General features: G+C 49.4%; 15 protein-coding genes and 1 tRNA gene. 13 read left to right on the top strand and 3 right to left on the bottom strand.

The annotated features are described in order from the left end of the window. Positions 1-247 precede the first annotated feature (247 nt). Positions 248-871: a transcriptional repressor LexA gene (lexA, locus tag C6I21_RS14800; protein WP_105960256.1), complete on the bottom strand. Its 624-nt coding sequence runs from the start codon at positions 869-871 to the stop codon at positions 248-250. A 184-nt stretch (positions 872-1,055) separates the two neighbouring features. On the opposite strand from lexA, the gene yneA reads away from it, so the two are divergent. From yneA to C6I21_RS14740, 12 genes are all read left to right on the top strand, one after another. Then, a complete protein-coding gene (gene yneA, locus C6I21_RS14795; RefSeq protein WP_105960255.1) occupies positions 1,056-1,355 on the top strand; it encodes a cell division suppressor protein YneA in 300 nt (99 codons plus the stop codon). After that, a complete protein-coding gene (locus C6I21_RS14790) occupies positions 1,355-1,999 on the top strand; it encodes a YneB family resolvase-like protein (protein WP_105960254.1) in 645 nt (214 codons plus the stop codon). Before yneA ends, C6I21_RS14790 begins: the two co-directional genes overlap by 1 nt. A gap of 47 nt (positions 2,000-2,046) precedes the next feature. Then, positions 2,047-2,280: a DUF896 domain-containing protein gene (locus C6I21_RS14785; RefSeq protein ID WP_105960253.1), complete on the top strand. Its 234-nt coding sequence runs from the start codon at positions 2,047-2,049 to the stop codon at positions 2,278-2,280. A 207-nt stretch (positions 2,281-2,487) separates the two neighbouring features. Further along, the gene (gene tkt, locus C6I21_RS14780; RefSeq protein ID WP_105960252.1) at positions 2,488-4,485 is read left to right on the top strand and encodes a transketolase; all 1,998 of its coding nucleotides are present in this window, start codon (positions 2,488-2,490) and stop codon (positions 4,483-4,485) included. 158 nt (positions 4,486-4,643) lie between these two features. Next, positions 4,644-4,865: a YneF family protein gene (locus tag C6I21_RS14775; protein WP_105960251.1), complete on the top strand. Its 222-nt coding sequence runs from the start codon at positions 4,644-4,646 to the stop codon at positions 4,863-4,865. A gap of 100 nt (positions 4,866-4,965) precedes the next feature. Then, positions 4,966-6,042 carry a tRNA 2-selenouridine(34) synthase MnmH gene (gene mnmH, locus C6I21_RS14770; RefSeq protein ID WP_105960250.1) on the top strand — a complete coding sequence of 359 codons (1,077 nt, stop codon included), beginning with the start codon at positions 4,966-4,968 and terminating at the stop codon, positions 6,040-6,042. Further along, complete coding sequence (locus tag C6I21_RS14765) at positions 6,026-7,768, top strand: ABC transporter transmembrane domain-containing protein (protein WP_105960249.1); 1,743 nt, start codon at positions 6,026-6,028, stop codon at positions 7,766-7,768. Before mnmH ends, C6I21_RS14765 begins: the two co-directional genes overlap by 17 nt. A gap of 2 nt (positions 7,769-7,770) precedes the next feature. Beyond that, positions 7,771-9,570, top strand: a complete 1,800-nt coding sequence (locus tag C6I21_RS14760; RefSeq protein ID WP_342587724.1) for an ABC transporter ATP-binding protein — start codon at positions 7,771-7,773, stop codon at positions 9,568-9,570. 127 nt (positions 9,571-9,697) lie between these two features. Continuing rightward, positions 9,698-9,985, top strand: a complete 288-nt coding sequence (locus tag C6I21_RS14755) for a metal-sensitive transcriptional regulator (RefSeq protein ID WP_105960248.1) — start codon at positions 9,698-9,700, stop codon at positions 9,983-9,985. Positions 9,986-9,996: 11 nt separating this feature from the next. Beyond that, complete coding sequence (locus C6I21_RS14750) at positions 9,997-12,405, top strand: heavy metal translocating P-type ATPase (RefSeq protein WP_105960247.1); 2,409 nt, start codon at positions 9,997-9,999, stop codon at positions 12,403-12,405. Beyond that, the gene (locus C6I21_RS14745; protein ID WP_105960246.1) at positions 12,402-12,608 is read left to right on the top strand and encodes a copper ion binding protein; all 207 of its coding nucleotides are present in this window, start codon (positions 12,402-12,404) and stop codon (positions 12,606-12,608) included. The genes C6I21_RS14750 and C6I21_RS14745 overlap by 4 nt, the downstream gene beginning before the upstream one ends. Positions 12,609-12,744: 136 nt before the next feature. Further along, a complete protein-coding gene (locus C6I21_RS14740) occupies positions 12,745-13,233 on the top strand; it encodes a CcdC family protein (RefSeq protein ID WP_105960245.1) in 489 nt (162 codons plus the stop codon). 52 nt (positions 13,234-13,285) lie between these two features. Here the strand turns inward: C6I21_RS14740 and C6I21_RS14735 are convergent, their stop codons facing one another. Beyond that, positions 13,286-13,720 (bottom strand): DUF2621 domain-containing protein, encoded by a 435-nt coding sequence (locus tag C6I21_RS14735; RefSeq protein ID WP_105960244.1) that lies wholly within the window; start codon positions 13,718-13,720, stop codon positions 13,286-13,288. 49 nt (positions 13,721-13,769) lie between these two features. Beyond that, a tRNA-Sec gene (locus tag C6I21_RS14730) sits at positions 13,770-13,866 on the bottom strand. 135 nt (positions 13,867-14,001) lie between these two features. On the opposite strand from C6I21_RS14730, the gene selB reads away from it, so the two are divergent. Continuing rightward, the gene (selB, locus tag C6I21_RS14725) at positions 14,002-15,858 is read left to right on the top strand and encodes a selenocysteine-specific translation elongation factor (protein WP_245411662.1); all 1,857 of its coding nucleotides are present in this window, start codon (positions 14,002-14,004) and stop codon (positions 15,856-15,858) included. Positions 15,859-15,925: the final 67 nt, after the last annotated feature.

Here is a 15,925-nt window from a genome sequence, read left to right as displayed (position 1 = left end):
GTAGCCACTGCAAACCACACGACTGACAAAAAAACCGCCCGTTTCTCCAAGGTTGGGGAGAAACGGGCGGTTTTCATATGAGATCCTACGATACGAAATGAAAAATCGCTAGATTTTCAGTGGCCCCACTATGTGGTGGGCTTTTTATATTCCTTCTCCAGAGGTGCTAACGGAATAAAGGGGTGAACACGATACAAAAAAGCTTCCAGCTGATCAGCTGAAAGCTTTTTACACGTTCGGTATATGATTAATGAATGGAACGGAATACACCGACTACTTTGCCGAGAATCTGTACATAATCGAGTAAAATTGGCTCCATGGAGGCGTTCTCCGGTTGAAGGCGGAAATAGCGGTCCTCTTTGAAAAAGCGCTTGACCGTCGCTTCATTATCTTCCGTCATCGCGACGACAATATCCCCGTTATCAGCGGAGTGCTGGGGGCGAACAACGACATAATCACCGTCAAAAATGCCAGCTTCGATCATAGAATCTCCTGCGATTTCAAGAACGAAGGAATCCTCATCGTGGGCAAAGTTGGCAGGCAGTGGAATGTACTCCTCTACGTTCTCAATCGCTGTAATTGGAGAACCGGCTGTAACTTTACCAATAACCGGAACGGATACAGACGCCGTTTCAGGAAGCGAAGGAGAATCTTCCTCCTGGCCGATCACTTCGATGGCGCGTGGTTTCGTAGGATCCCTGCGGATATATCCTTTCTTTTCCAGGCGGGAAAGATGACCATGGACCGTTGAACTGGAAGCAAGTCCGACAGCTTCACCGATTTCTCTGACAGAAGGGGGATATCCTTTTTCGCGCACTTCTGTTCGTATGAAATCAAGTATCGCCTGCTGACGGAGCGATAATTTAGACACGTGCAGCACCTCTTTCGTCTAATAATTGTGAATACATAACACTTATTCTTATAGAAGAGTCTACCATGAGAACACAGGTTTTGCAAACGTTCGTTCTAATTGCTGCTTGACACGAACACGCGTTCCAGATACACTATGGATAACAAAGCGAACAAATATTCCTGCGAACAAAGGAGCGAACAACATGCTATCCATTTTAAAACATGCAGATGGTTCCTGGTACGTTTTTCTTCTGGCTCTCATGATTGGAGGCTGGGTGTTCTTTACCGGCACCGACAGCAGTGCAGATGCACCAGGCGAAAGCTACGTCGTCTCAGAAGGTGATACACTCTGGTCCATTGCGGAAGAAGTAACCGAAGAGGTCGACATTCCTGTAGAAAAGACCGTATACTGGCTGAAGCAGGAAAATGACCTGCACGACAGGTGGATTCAGCCGGGTCAGAAATTAAAAGTTCCGGCTTATGAAAACGGAGTGAATGACTAGTGGACGTTGTGATTTACGCGCGGGTGAGTACAGAGAAAGAAGAACAGGAAACTTCATTGGAAAGACAGGTGGAGGAGCTTCATCAGGCAGCGGTTGACTGGGATATGAACGTGTTAAAAACGGTCAGGGAACAGGCGGGTGGTTATGATCTTGACCGTCCGGGCCTCCTTGACCTTCTTTCATTTATTCAAGGAACAAAAACAGACGCGATTCTCGTTCAGGATGAAACGAGACTCGGCAGAGGGAATGGAAGAATTGCACTCGTTCATCAGCTTAAAAAGTGGAACTGCCGTATTTTTACACTGAAAGACAGCGGAGCACTCCAGCTGACAGAAACGGACGCCATGGTTCTTGATATTGTTTCCATTGTAGAGGAATACCAGCGGCAGCTTCATAATGCGAAGATCAGGCGGGGCATGCAGCGCGCCGTCCGCAATGGATATATGCCTCAGCATAATGCTGAAAGGCACAGCGGCGGCAGGCATAGAGTCGAAGCACCTATAGAAGAAATCGTCCAGCTCCGTAAAAAAGGACTTACGTTCCAGGAAATCGCTTCGGTTCTCCGCGGACTTGGCTTTGACGTATCCAAAGCAACGGTCCACCGCAGATATCAGGAGTATAAAAGAGATGAGCAGAAAGGTTGAATCCCGAAGACAGATTCGTTATCATGACATAAGAAATGGGGGATTCCATGATTAGTCAGGATAAACTGGATCGAATTAATGAGCTGGCCAGAAAGGCGAAATCAGACGGCCTCTCTTTAAAGGAACAAAAAGAGCAGAAGCAGCTCCGGAATGAGTATTTGAAAAATGTCCGCAGCTCCTTTAAAAATCAGTTAAGCTCTGTCAAAGTTGTAGACGAAGAAGGAAACGATGTCACTCCTGCCAAACTGAAGCAGGAAAAAAAGCGCCGGCTGTATCATTAAAATGATACATGCCGGTTTTTTTGACTAATTAACTGCGTCCAGCCGTCGAGCGTCAAATAATTATTTCCGGCAGAACCGCGCAGAAACAATCGTTTGCACCAGAAGAAATCGTCAGAAATCTCTCCGGCGGAGGTTGTCTAACCTCTCAGAAAAAGATATCATTAACAGAGTGATGAAAAAATTCAGCAAAGGCAGGGATAGTGACACATGACGAAAAATGTAGATCAGCTTTCAATTAATACCATCCGTACACTGTCGATCGACAGCATTGAGAAAGCAAACTCGGGCCATCCGGGAATGCCGATGGGTGCTGCACCGATGGCGTACAAAGTATTTACTGAATTTATGCAGCATAACCCGGCTAATCCAAACTGGTTTAACCGCGACCGGTTTGTCCTTTCTGCAGGACACGGTTCGATGCTGTTATACAGCCTGCTCCACCTGCAGGGATATGACGTGACGCTCGATGATCTGAAAAACTTCCGTCAGTGGGGAAGCCGTACACCGGGCCATCCGGAATTCGGTCATACTCCGGGCGTAGAAGCAACGACTGGACCGCTCGGTCAGGGATTCGCCATGTCCGTCGGATTTGCGATGGCTGAAGCGCACCTGGGTGCAACGTTTAACAAAGAAGGCTACCCGCTCGTGGATCATTATACGTACAGCATCTGCGGTGACGGCGATCTAATGGAAGGTGTTTCTGCAGAAGCTGCTTCCCTTGCAGGGCATCTCCAGCTCGGAAAGCTCATCGTTCTTTACGATTCCAATGATATTTCCCTGGATGGTGATCTTCATGAGTCGTTTTCCGAAAGTGTGGAGGACCGGTTTAAAGCTTACGGCTGGCAGGTTATCCGCGTAGAGGATGGCAATGATCTCGACGCGATTACGAAAGCAGTAGCAGAAGCGAAGCAGGACAGCCGTCCGACAATGATCGAAGTGAAGACAGTCATCGGCTACGGTTCTCCAAATAAGAGCGGAAAGTCCGCTTCCCACGGTGCTCCGCTCGGAAAAGATGAAGTTACAGCTGCCAAAGAAGCATACAGCTGGGATTACGAAGAAGAGTTCCACATTCCGGAAGAAGTAAAAGCGCACTTTGACGAGCTGAAGAAAAAAGGTGCAGCGCATGAAGAACAGTGGAACAAATTGCTTGAATCGTACAAAAAAGACTATCCAGAGCTCGGTGAACAGTTTGAGAACGCCGTTGCCGGAAAACTTCCGGAAGGCTGGGACAGCGACATTCCTGTCTTTGAAGAAGGAGACTCTCCGGCTACACGAGCTTCAAGCGGCGATGTCATCAACGCGATCGCGCCGAAAGTTCCACAGTTCTTCGGTGGTTCCGCAGACCTTGCATCATCTACGAAGACGATGATGAAAGGGGAAGATAATTTCAGCCGCGACAACTACGCAGGCAGAAATATCTGGTTCGGCGTACGTGAATTCGCTATGGCTGCAGCTGTTAACGGTATGTCTCTGCACGGCGGACTAAAACCGTTCGGCGCGACATTCTTTGTCTTTTCCGATTACCTGCGTCCGGCACTCCGCCTGTCCGCGCTTATGCAGACACCGGCTACATTTGTCTTCACTCATGACAGCATCGCTGTCGGTGAAGATGGACCGACACATGAGCCGATCGAACAGCTGCCGGCACTCCGCGCAATGCCGGGTCTTTCTCTAATCCGGCCTGGAGATGCGAATGAGACAGCTGCTGCATGGAGACTGGCCATGGAATCCAATGAAACGCCGCATGCGCTTGTACTGACGCGTCAGGGACTTCCTACACTGCCTGAAACAAAGGAACGGGCAGAAGAAGGCGTCCGCCGCGGCGGTTACGTTGTGAGCGATGCCAATGGAGAAGCGCAGGGACTGCTGCTGGCCACAGGTTCAGAAGTGTCACTTGCTGTGGAAACACAGAAACTTCTCGAAAAAGAAGGCATTCACACGGCTGTTGTGTCGATGCCGAGCTGGGACCGCTTTGATCAGCAGTCCGACGACTATAAAGAAAGCGTGCTGCCTTCCAATGTTACAGCCCGTCTTGCTATGGAAGTAGCTTCCCCGCTTGGGTGGGAGCGCTATACAGGTATTCAGGGGGATGTTCTCGGAATTAACACATTCGGAGCCTCCGCACCTGGTGGTAAAATCATGGAAGAGTACGGATTTACTCCGGAAAATGCTGCAGCCCGTTTCAAAAAGCTTCTCAACAAATAAAACAATTTTCTGCACGAACGGACTTTCCTTCAGTCCGTTCGTGTTTTCTTTTTAGAAATGCAGAGCGAAAAGTACCGAGGTCCTTTGCAAATGAACTTCACTCATGTATACTTATAAAGGTTCATATTTTGCAGTAACGAACGAAGGAGGGTCAGGCGATGCAACTATGGCTCGCTATCCTGCTCATCGTCGTTGCACTCTTAGCAGGCGTTGCGCTTGGTTTCTTTATTGCGCGGAAGTATATGATGAATTACATGAAGAAAAATCCGCCGATCAATGAGAAAATGCTGAGAGTCATGATGATGCAGATGGGAATGAATCCATCGCAGAAAAAGATCAATCAAATGATGAAAGCGATGAATAACGCACAGGATAAGTAAAACGGAGTCCGCGGCGCAGCCGTTTCCGGAACACTGTCATTAAGAGAGCTGTCACGGCATAGGACCGTGCAGCTCTTTTGCGTATGGAAAGGAGATTACTATGGGACGGCCATTACCTGCAGTAACGTTTGAAGAGGCGGAGAGAATGGAGCTTCCGGTGATCGATGTCCGCTCGCCGGGAGAATTTGCCGAATTTTCTATTCCCGGGAGTATTAATTTTCCGCTCTTCTCCAATGAAGAACGGGCGGAGGTCGGAACGGCATATAAGCAGAAAAGTCCACAGGAAGCAAAGCAGATCGGCATCCGCATGTTTTCGGAGAAACTGCCGGCGTTTTACAAAACGATGGAATCTATCGAATCTGAAACGAATAAACCAGTAGTAATTGCATGTGCGAGAGGTGGTATGAGGAGCGGAACGTTCGTGTCTCTTCTGGACAGTCTCGGTTTTGACGTGTATCAGATGGACGGAGGCATCCGCTCAGCAAGAAGATGGGTGCAGGCTGAACTGGATCGGCTTTCCCAATTGGAGTGGAAAGCTGTCGTCATCAGCGGCAACACAGGAACACGGAAAACAATTTGGCTGGAGAAGCTGGCCGAAGAGGGATATCCAGTCGTTAATCTTGAACAGCTCGCAAGCCACCGGGGATCCATCTTCGGTCATATCGGCATGCAAAAGCGTTCGCAGAAAATGTTCGAATGGCTTTTAGTACAGCGTCTGCGGGAGCTGGAGGAAGAACCCTATATTCTGCTGGAAGCGGAAAGCAGGAGGATCGGTCCCGTGATTCTGCCGACATGGCTTGAACAAGTGAAAGAGGAAGGCACCTTTCTGGAACTGGAAGATTCCATGGACCGCCGGGTGAAAAGTCTCCTTGAGGAATACGAGCCGGGAAAGCATGCCGACGCGTTTCAGGAAGCGGTGGACCGTCTGAAAAAAAGACTCAAACCGGAGCCGGCAGAAATGGTGGATCAGGCTGCGGCAGCGGGAAATTATCCAGCTTTGTTTGAAACGCTGCTGAAGCATTATTACGATCCGAGGTATGGACATAAGCAGGGGGAATATGTCGAGAAGCAGTCTATTACAACGATCAATCTACGCAGCGTGGATGAACATCGTATTTATGAGACCATCAGGCAGCGTGTAGATGAAGAGGTTCAGCATCATGCGCGTTTTTCTTGATCTCGCATGGTATTTTAAGCAGGAACGAAAAAAATATACAGCAGGAATCCTTATTCTTATGGCAGTATCTGCCCTGACGCTGATCCCGCCGTATGTAGTTGGTATCATCGTTGATGCGATTACGGAAAACCGAGTAACCAGTGCGTTCTTGTGGCGGTGGCTCGCAGTTCTGGCCGCGATCGGTGTGAGCAGCTACATTCTCCGGTATATTTGGCGCATATTTATATTCGGGGCTTCGATTAAACTGGCCAGACAGTTGAGAGATCAGCTGTACCGGCATTATCTGAATATGTCGTTTGGCTTTTATCAGCGGCGCCGTACGGGAGATTTAATGGCGCATGCGACAAATGATATTCGTGCAGTCGAACAGACTGCAGGAGCCGGGGTGCTCACATTGGTGGATTCGGTGACGATGGGGGGATTCGTGATTGCTGCCATGGCATTCCTTATCAGCTGGGAGCTCACATTAATCGCGCTCATACCGATGCCGCTCATGGCCTATTTGACGAGCCGGTATGGAACAATGCTTCACCAGCGGTTCAAAGGAGCCCAGGAGGCTTTCTCTGATTTAAACAACAAAGTGCAGGAGAGCATGAGCGGAATCCGGGTCACGAAAGCATTCGGTATGGAGGAAAAAGATCAGGAAGATTTTCGTTACCGCTCCGAAGAAGTCGTAAAAAAGAATGAAGCCGTAGCAAGAGTCGACGCGCTGTTTGATCCTACGATTTCTCTCGTTGTCGGAAGCTCGTATCTCCTGACAGTTGTTTTCGGTTCGGTTTATGTTGTTTCGGGGGATATGACAATCGGTCAGCTGACAAGCTTTACAGTCTACCTCGGCCTCCTGATCTGGCCGATGCTTGCGTTCGGCTGGTTTTTTAATATTGTGGAGCGGGGCAGAGCTTCATACGATAGAATCCGCGGCCTTCTGAAAGAATCTCCGGACGTGCAGGAAGCAGAGAAAGCAAGAGCGGCCAAGCCGGAAGGGGACATTTCGGTGTCGCTGGAAAAAGCAGTGTATCCAGGGACGGAAGAGGGGCTTCATCACGTTCATTTTCACGTACCCCGGGGCAGTACGGTCGGTATTGCAGGAAGAACAGGCAGCGGCAAATCAACGCTTCTCCGCCTGCTAATGCGCGATATGGATCCTCAGGAAGGTTTTGTTATGGTTGACGGCACACGACTTGAAGAATACCGCCTGGACGCTCTCCGCGGGGCAGGTGCACTCGTTCCTCAGGACCATTTCCTCTTCTCACAGACGATCCGGGAAAACTTGTTATTCGCCTCTCCGGATGCCGGGGAGCGGGAAATGAAAATTGCAGCAGAGGCTGCCGGTATTCACAATGATATACAAGCGATGCCGGACGGGTACGAGACATTTGTCGGCGAGCGGGGCGTGACGCTCTCCGGAGGTCAGAAGCAGCGGCTTTCCATCGCAAGAGCACTCCTCAAAAATCCGGAAATGCTGTTTATCGATGACGCGCTATCTGCTGTGGATGCAGAGACGGAGGCTCATGTACTGGCCGGTTTGAAAAAGGCGCGCAGAGGCAGAACAACGTTTATTACATCCCACCGTATGTCAACGATCTCCCACGCAGATCTCATAATTGTACTCGATGACGGCTGGATGACGGAAAAAGGAACGCATGAGGAATTGATGCAGTCAGAGGGCTGGTATAAGTGGATGCATCAGGCACAGCAGCTTTCCGGACGTTCGGAGGTGGAGTAAAAGTGCAGTCACTTGAATACTTAAAAATACCATTAAAGCAGAAAGACACGGTCCGCCGGCTGATCCGGTATATGATACCCCACCGCCGTATGCTGCTGATCAGCTTTCTGCTGCTTGCCGGAGGCACCGCGTCTGAAATTGCGGGGCCGCTTCTCGTCCAGCACTTCATTGATAACCATTTGACAGAGAGATACTTTCCGCTGGAGCCGCTTCTGGCGCTTGGTGGTTTTTACCTCTTTTTGTACCTCAGTTCCGCCGTGATGAACTACTATCAATCGTTGTTTTTTCAAAAAACGTCCCTTGCGATCGTACGGGAAATTCGAAACGATGTGTTTCAAAGCGTTGAGTCGCTCGGCATGTCGTTTTTCGACCGCTTTAATAATGGAGCAATTATTTCGCGGATTACGAATGATACAGAGCAGATCAAAGAATTGTATATCACCGTTCTTGCTGCATTTGTGCAGAATATTTTCTTTATCATCGGCGTCTTTGCGGCGATGTTTTATCTATCGCCGGAGCTTGCACTCTGGTGTCTGGCAGTAATGCCGGTACTGTACTTATTAATTGCTGTCTACCACCGCTACAGTTCGATATTTTACGCGGAGATGAGCGAAAAACTGAGTGGTCTGAACAGCAGACTGAATGAATCGATTCAGGGAATGCCGGTTATTCAGCAGTTTCAGCAGGAGCGGAGAATGATCGACACGTTTAGCAGAGAGAATAAAGCGCATTACAAAGCATGGATGAAGACGATGAAACTGGACGGGCTGCTGCTGCGTCCGGCTGTGGATCTTCTCTCCATTGCTGCACTCATGGCCGTACTCGGTTTTTTTGGGTATCAGTCGATGAACGGGCCGGTCGAAATCGGCGTTCTCTATGCTTTTGTTAACTATCTGGACCGCATGTTTGAGCCGGTAAATCAAATTATGCAGCGGCTGTCAATGTTTCAGCAGTCGATAGTGTCAGGAGGCAGAGTTTTCCGCCTGATGGAGCACGAAGAACCGCCGCCAAAAGCGGAGCCGAAAACAATGAAGCAGTTGAATGGGAGCCTTTCATTTGAGCATGTAAGCTTTTCCTATGATGGAAGAACGTCTGTCCTTGATGATGTGTCCTTTTCGGTGAAAAAAGGTGAAATGCTTGCTGTAGCCGGTCCGACCGGAAGCGGAAAAAGTACGATTATCAATTTAATTGAACGGTTTTACGCACCTGACCGTGGAACAATCCGGTTTGACGCCGAGCCGCTAGAGGCCGTTCCGGAAAAAGTGCTCCGGCGCGATGTAGGTCTGGTGCTTCAGGATTCCTTTATTTTTTCAGGCTCCATTCTGGACAACATCCGGATGTACGCCGGGGAAGCAGATGAAAAAGAAGTGCGCAGAGCCGCAGAGATCACAGGCGCCGATCTCTTTATTCAAAAACTTCCGGACGGCTATCACCATCAGCTCGGCGAACGGGGGACGTCGCTTTCTGCAGGAGAGAAGCAGCTTCTTTCCATCACTCGGACCGTTCTCCGAAAACCGAAAATTTTAATACTGGATGAAGCGACTGCTTCGGTGGATACCGAATCCGAAGGTCAGATCCAGCGCGCCCTGGAATCGATGCGTGAACATATGACGCTCGTCGTTATCGCCCACCGCTTGTCTACAATTAAAAAGGCGGATACCATCATTGTTTTAAAAAACGGTTCTATTTTAGAGAAGGGGACGCACGAGTCTCTTCTGAAGCAGAAAGGTTTATACGAGGCGATGTATTCTCTTCAGAAAATGAAAGAAAAGGCAGACAGAGAAGAAGCGCGGAGAACATAAATCAGCAGACGGCCATCATCGCTTTGTCGATCATGGCCGTCTGCGTTATATCCGTGAACCTACGCCGGTTGACATATACCTTACCTGGGTATAGTATAAAAAGAAAGAGTCAGAGGGAGGAACCGGTATGGAACATAAAGTTCATTCAAGGACACCTGAAGAGAAAAAACAGCTTCAGCAGCGGCTCAGACGGGTGGAAGGTCAGGTACGGGGACTGCAGCAGATGATTGAAGAGGACCGGTACTGTATAGATATTTTAATCCAACTCAGCGCTGTGCAGAATGCATTGAAGAAAACCGGCTATGAAATACTGGAGGATCACACGAAAGGATGTGTGACCAACGCAGTAGAGAACGGGGATGGAGACGCTGTAATGGACGAGTTAATGCAGGTGATCCGTCAGTTCTCTAAATAGGAGGGGATTCCATGACAGTAAAACAGCGGTCGATCCCGGTGGAGGGTATGACGTGTGCAGCGTGTTCTTCCCGTATTGAAAAGGTATTGAATAAAATGGACGGCGTGGAGGCGTCCGTTAATTTAACGACAGAAAAAGCGTCCGTTACGTACGATGATGAAAAAGTGGGCATAACGGATATTAAAGCGAAAATAGAAAAAGCAGGCTACAAACCGGCTGCAGAGACAATACGTTTTCATGTAGATGGTATGACCTGTGCGGCCTGTTCAGCGAGAATTGAAAAAGTTCTCGGCAAACAGGGTGGAATTGATCAGGCATCCGTGAATTTAACGACGGAAGAAGCAGTCGTGGAGTATGATTCAACGGTGATCAGTGTCGAGAAAATGTTTGAAAAAGTGCAGAAGCTCGGCTACACACCGAAAGCACGGGAAGACAATGATGAACGCAAAGAGAAAAAAGAGAAAGCATACAAAAGGCAGAAGCGGATGTTTCTCCTGGCGCTTTTCCTCTCCATTCCGTTATTCGTTACGATGATCGACCATTTCTTTCCGGGGCAGATGATTCTGCCGTCTATTCTGATGAATGGCTACGTGCAGTGGACGCTTGCGACTCCCGTGCAGTTTATTGCCGGTTGGCAGTTTTATAAGGGGGCCTATAAAGCTCTCCGCGGCGGCAGTGCGAATATGGATGTCCTCGTTGCCATGGGTACGTCAGCGGCTTATATCTACTCTGTTGTTATCGTTTTAACCGGCGGAAGCGGCTTGTTCTTTGAAACGAGTGCCGTGATAATTACACTCGTTCTTCTCGGCAAACTGCTTGAGGCAGGGGCAAAGGGAAAAACGTCCGAAGCGATTCAGTCCCTCATGAGCCTGCAGCCGAAAAAAGCGCTTGTCATCCGCGACGGAGTCGAGTCTCTCGTACCTGTTTCGGAAGTGGTCCCAGGCGAACAGATCCGTGTGAAACCCGGTGATAAAATTCCTGTGGATGGTACGGTGCTGGAAGGATATTCATCGGTTGACGAGTCCATGCTCACCGGGGAAAGTGTTCCAGTCGAAAAGTCGGAAGGTGAGAGTGTTATCGGCGCCACCGTGAACAAAAACGGTTCTCTTCTTATAAAAGCTGATCAAGTAGGCTCGGATACAGCACTTTCGCAGATTATCCGCATTGTAGAAGAAGCCCAGAGTTCCAAAGCGCCGATTCAGCGTCTTGCAGATGTTATTTCCGGATATTTTGTACCGGCGGCATTCGGCATCGCCGTTTTATCCTTTCTAGGCTGGTATTTCCTTGCAGGGGCATCCTTTGAAACGGCGCTGATTAACTTTACTGCTGTTCTCGTCATCGCCTGCCCGTGTGCGCTGGGACTCGCTACGCCGACTTCCATCATGGTCGGCACAGGCAGAGCGGCAGAAAACGGCATCCTGTTTAAAGGCGGGCAGTATCTGGAGCAGGCGCATAAAGTGGATACGATTGTTTTCGATAAGACCGGCACGCTCACGAAGGGGCAGCCTGCGGTCACTGATATTGTCGAATCAGAGATTTCTGAAGATGAGCTGCTCCGGCTCGCTGCGTCTCTTGAGGCGCGCTCTGAACATCCACTTGCCGAAGCAGTAGTGGATGAGGCATCCGGACGCGGACTGAGGCTTGAGCCGGTTTCCTCCTTTACAGCTGTACCCGGTCACGGTATCCGCGGCACGGCCGGTGATAAGGAAGTCCGGATTGGGACAAGAAAGCTTATGAATGAGGAAGAAATCGACTGGAGCAGTGCTGGAGAGCACGTGGAAGTGCTGGAATCGGAGGGGAAAACGGTTCTTCTCGTCGCGGTGGACGGCACATTTGCCGGGTACATTGCCGCAGCAGATACGCTGAAAGAATCTGCTGCAGAGGCGGTTCATAAACTCCGGCTTGCCGGGAAAGAAACGATTATGGTAACCGGCGATAATGAACGCACGGCATCTGCAATCGCTGAGAAAGCTGGTATTGACCGTGTTTTCAGTGAAGTGCTTCCGGAAGAAAAAGCGCTTATTATTAAAGAGATTCAGGAAGAAGGAAGAAGGGTAATGATGATCGGAGACGGGATAAATGATGCTCCGGCACTCGTTCAGGCAGACATCGGCACAGCGGTCGGTACCGGAACGGATGTTGCTATGGAGGCAGCGGACATTACGCTCATGCGCGAAGATCTGCGTATTCTTCTTCACGTTTTTGATCTCAGCAGCAAAACGATGCGTAATATCAAGCAGAATTTATTCTGGGCGTTTGTTTATAATTCGATCGGCATACCGATCGCAGCACTCGGTTTTCTCGCGCCATGGGTAGCGGGAGCTGCAATGGCATTCAGTTCGGTATCTGTCGTATCCAACTCGCTCCGCTTAAAGCGTATTCCGCTGAAAGAATCCATTGAGGGAGGTGAACAGGGATGAAAACAGAAACGATTCATGTAGAAGGTATGACGTGCGGTCACTGTAAGCAGGCTGTCGAAGGTGCTGCATCTTCCGTTGAAGGAGTAAGCAGGGCTCAGGTGAATCTGGAAGCCGGTCTCGTCGAAGTTGAGATGAACGACGATGCATCGGTGGAACAGATCATTGAGGAAATCGAAGACCAGGGCTATGACGTAAAACAGTAATGTGAACAGGCAGCATACCCCGTGCGGGTGTGCTGCCTTTGTTTTTCTCTGTAAGAGACGATCTCATGCTGCATAAAAGCAGTTCAGCTTGCGCGGCTCATGTGCTATACTGTCAATGCAGAGTAAGGGGGATTCGATGTATACCGTATTGTTTGCTGCTGCAGCCGCATTTATGGCTGTCGCTGCTTTGATCATCCGAATGAAATCAATGAAAAAGCCGGCAACGGCGAGAAAAATCCTCATCCCGCCATTTGCCATGTCGACAGGATTTCTTATGTTTTTATACCCGCCGGTACAGGATATTACATGGCTGCAGGTAGGTGAAGCGCTGGCAGTCGGCGCGCTGTTTTCCGTTATTTTAATTAAAACCTCGTCGTTTGAGATACGCAGCGGAGATATTTATATGAAGCGTTCGCGGATTTTTCCTTTTATTTTAATCGGACTGCTCGCTGTTCGTATCGTATTTAAGCTTATTTTCGGCATTTACTTCGAATACGAAGTGCTGGCCGGCATGTTTTTCCTGCTGGCATTCGGCATGCTTCTGCCCTGGCGGATTGCGATGTTTGTCAAGTTTAAAAAAATGGAGAATAAACTGCCCGGACAGACCGCAGCTGTTCAGGCATAATAAAAACGGATCCGGGATTGCCCGGATCCGTTTTTAGATTCAGCTGATTGTATTAGGAAGACTGTTCAAAGTAATGTTCATACGGGGCGGCATCAATGTTTTTCTCCTGAAGCTTTCTGCGGAGAAATTTGTGATCCCGCTTCGGCGTGGCAGCAATGTACCCTTTAATAATAAGCTCTTCAGTCAGCACATCTGCTTTTTCTTCCAGCGCATATTCGCCGATTTTACCGGCTATTTTCTGTTTAGCGATATCCCGGAACAGTTCGGGAACCGGTTCGACGAGTTCATTTAGAAGTGCGCGCTTTTCCGGAGTCCACAAATGAATCGTCTGGTTGATATAATATTCCTGCCAGTCGAGAATGGACCGGCCGTCGTCTTTGGGCATTTTCTTCAAGAATTTTCGGAACATAAAGTAACCGCCGATTGCGACAAGAACGAAGACAAACAAAGACCAGAGAGCTATAAACCACATAAAAAGATCTTCCATCTATTTCCCCTCCACTTTCATCGTCACCGGCGGTCTGATTAAACATAATTGGCGGGACCGTGTGGGAATCGAACCCACCAGAGACGTCACGCGCCTCCCAAAAGGCTTTGAAGGCCCAGGCAAGCACCAGCTACGCATCCGGCCCCATAGACTCTGTTCATTATATGACAGCTGCACTAAGTTTGCAATGATCAGGCACGACTCTCGTCAATCCGGCACGATTCCGTTAAACTGGATAAAGCAGATGCATAATGTTGAGCTTTATGGATGGAGGGATTTTCTTGAATTACTTTACAATTGGAATGGCCGGACATATAGACCATGGTAAAACGACGTTGACTAAAGCGTTGACGAACCAGGATACGGACCGCCTGAAAGAGGAAAAAGAACGGAATATATCCATTGAACCGGGATTCGCCCGCCTCGAAACAGATGATTCCATCGAAGTCTCTATTATTGATGTGCCGGGGCACGAACGTTTTATCCGTCAGATGATCGCCGGGGTGTCGGGAATCGATATGGTCATTCTCGTCATTGCAGCGGATGAAGGAGTCATGCCGCAGACAAAAGAACACGTACATATACTGGAGCTTCTCGGAACCGAAGTCGGCATGATTGCATTTACGAAATCGGATGGGCTGGATGAAGAAATGCAGGAACTGCTTACAGTGGATGTTCAGGATCAGCTTGAAGGGACATTTGCGCAGGAAGCACCTGTTTATTTTGTAGACAGCTTAACGAAAACAGGTATCGATGAATTGAAAGAAGCTGCGGTAAACAAATTGAAAGCGATGCCGGCCAGGCGCTCAGCAGGACCGTTCCGCCTCCCTGTAGATCAGTCTTTTTCTGTAAAGGGGCAGGGCACCGTCGTCCGGGGAACGGTGCAGAACGGAACCGCGTCTGTCGGGGATGTCCTGCATCTGCTGCCGCATAAAAAGGAAGTACGTATCCGGCAGATGCAGGTGCACCACGAAAAAAGAGAGACGGTGCACAGCGGACAGCGTGCTGCAATTAATCTCGGCGGCATCGACTACTCGGATATCCACCGCGGGGACGTTCTTGTGAGCGGTGATTTTCCAATTACCAAAACGATCGATACCGTCCTTTTCCCCGTGCCGCTTTTTAAAACGCCGCTGAAGCAGCGTGCTCCGGTAAAACTGCATACGGGAACGTCCGAAGTGTATGGGAAAATTGTTTTCTTTGACCGCAATGAACTTACACATGACGAACAGGGCCCTGTATTCTGCCAGGTTCGTCTGGATGAGGCAGTCGTCTGTGACAGAAATGACCGGTTCATTCTCCGCCGGCCGACACCGATGGAAACGATCGGCGGCGGGGCGGTTATTGATCCCTCAGCTGAAACTCACCGTTTTGGAAAACAGACAGTTGAGGAGCTCGAACGACGCTATGAAGGGACACCGGAAGAGAGGCTTCAGGATTTTGTTCAGGAGAGGCATTTTGTGCTCGTAAAAGAAGCTTCTCAAGCTCTCTCCCTGCCACTTGCAGATGTAGAGGCAGCTGCTGAAAATCTTCCGCGCGCAGGCGAATTCCTGACGACTAAAAATAGTCTGGACGAAGCGGAAGAGCTGGCCCTCATGCTAATACGCAGGTATCAGAAAATGAATCCTCTCCGAAGGGGCAAGCCATTTGCAGAACTGCTGCAGGAACTGCCCTACGAAAAAGAAGCTTCCGAGGCCCTGGCTGGTATGATGATTGAACGAGAAGCCGTCCGCCGCCGGGGGGCGTGGATTCATGAAAGCGGCTGGGAACCTCATTTCCCTAAAGAGTGGAGAAAAAGAATGGAGCAGGTGGAAGCAGATATTCTCGAGAGCGGACTGGAACCGCCGGTTTTTGAGGAAAGTACCGCAAATGCCGGCCTGCCGGAAGAGTGGAGCAGGGAACTCCGCATGTGGATGCTCGCGGCAGAAGCACTGGAGCTGGATGAAAAACACCTTATTTCCCGAACGGCGTTCGAGGAGGGCATGAGCCGGCTGCAAGAACATACAGCAGACGGATTTTCGCTGCAGGAAGCAAAAGAGCACCTCGGACTGACGAGGAAATACCTCGTTCCTCTTCTTGAATTGGCGGATAAAGAAGGGTGGACGGCGAGGAAAGATAAAGACCGGATATGGAGATAGAAAAAATAGTTCTCTACCAGCATCGGTAACCGGTCAGCGTACAATTATCAACGGCAGAAACGTACAC

It is taken from the genome of Alkalicoccus urumqiensis, assembly GCF_002993335.1.
GTDB classification, from domain to species: domain Bacteria; phylum Bacillota; class Bacilli; order Bacillales; family Salisediminibacteriaceae; genus Alkalicoccus; species Alkalicoccus urumqiensis.
Note: the sequence above shows the minus strand (reverse complement) of the source record. Positions and strands in the feature narration are given on the sequence as shown.

What these genes read in the sequence shown, in the direction of transcription:
- yneA (WP_105960255.1), top strand. Translation starts at nt 1,056, where the DNA reads ATGCTATCCATTTTAAAACATGCAGATGGTTCCTGGTACGTTTTTCTT.
- C6I21_RS14785 (WP_105960253.1), top strand. Translation starts at nt 2,047, where the DNA reads ATGATTAGTCAGGATAAACTGGATCGAATTAATGAGCTGGCCAGAAAG.
- tkt (WP_105960252.1), top strand. Translation starts at nt 2,488, where the DNA reads ATGACGAAAAATGTAGATCAGCTTTCAATTAATACCATCCGTACACTG.
- C6I21_RS14775 (WP_105960251.1), top strand. Translation starts at nt 4,644, where the DNA reads ATGCAACTATGGCTCGCTATCCTGCTCATCGTCGTTGCACTCTTAGCA.
- mnmH (WP_105960250.1), top strand. Translation starts at nt 4,966, where the DNA reads ATGGGACGGCCATTACCTGCAGTAACGTTTGAAGAGGCGGAGAGAATG.
- C6I21_RS14765 (WP_105960249.1), top strand. Translation starts at nt 6,026, where the DNA reads ATGCGCGTTTTTCTTGATCTCGCATGGTATTTTAAGCAGGAACGAAAA.
- C6I21_RS14755 (WP_105960248.1), top strand. Translation starts at nt 9,698, where the DNA reads ATGGAACATAAAGTTCATTCAAGGACACCTGAAGAGAAAAAACAGCTT.
- C6I21_RS14750 (WP_105960247.1), top strand. Translation starts at nt 9,997, where the DNA reads ATGACAGTAAAACAGCGGTCGATCCCGGTGGAGGGTATGACGTGTGCA.
- C6I21_RS14745 (WP_105960246.1), top strand. Translation starts at nt 12,402, where the DNA reads ATGAAAACAGAAACGATTCATGTAGAAGGTATGACGTGCGGTCACTGT.
- C6I21_RS14740 (WP_105960245.1), top strand. Translation starts at nt 12,745, where the DNA reads ATGTATACCGTATTGTTTGCTGCTGCAGCCGCATTTATGGCTGTCGCT.
- C6I21_RS14735 (WP_105960244.1), bottom strand. Translation starts at nt 13,720, where the DNA reads ATGGAAGATCTTTTTATGTGGTTTATAGCTCTCTGGTCTTTGTTTGTC.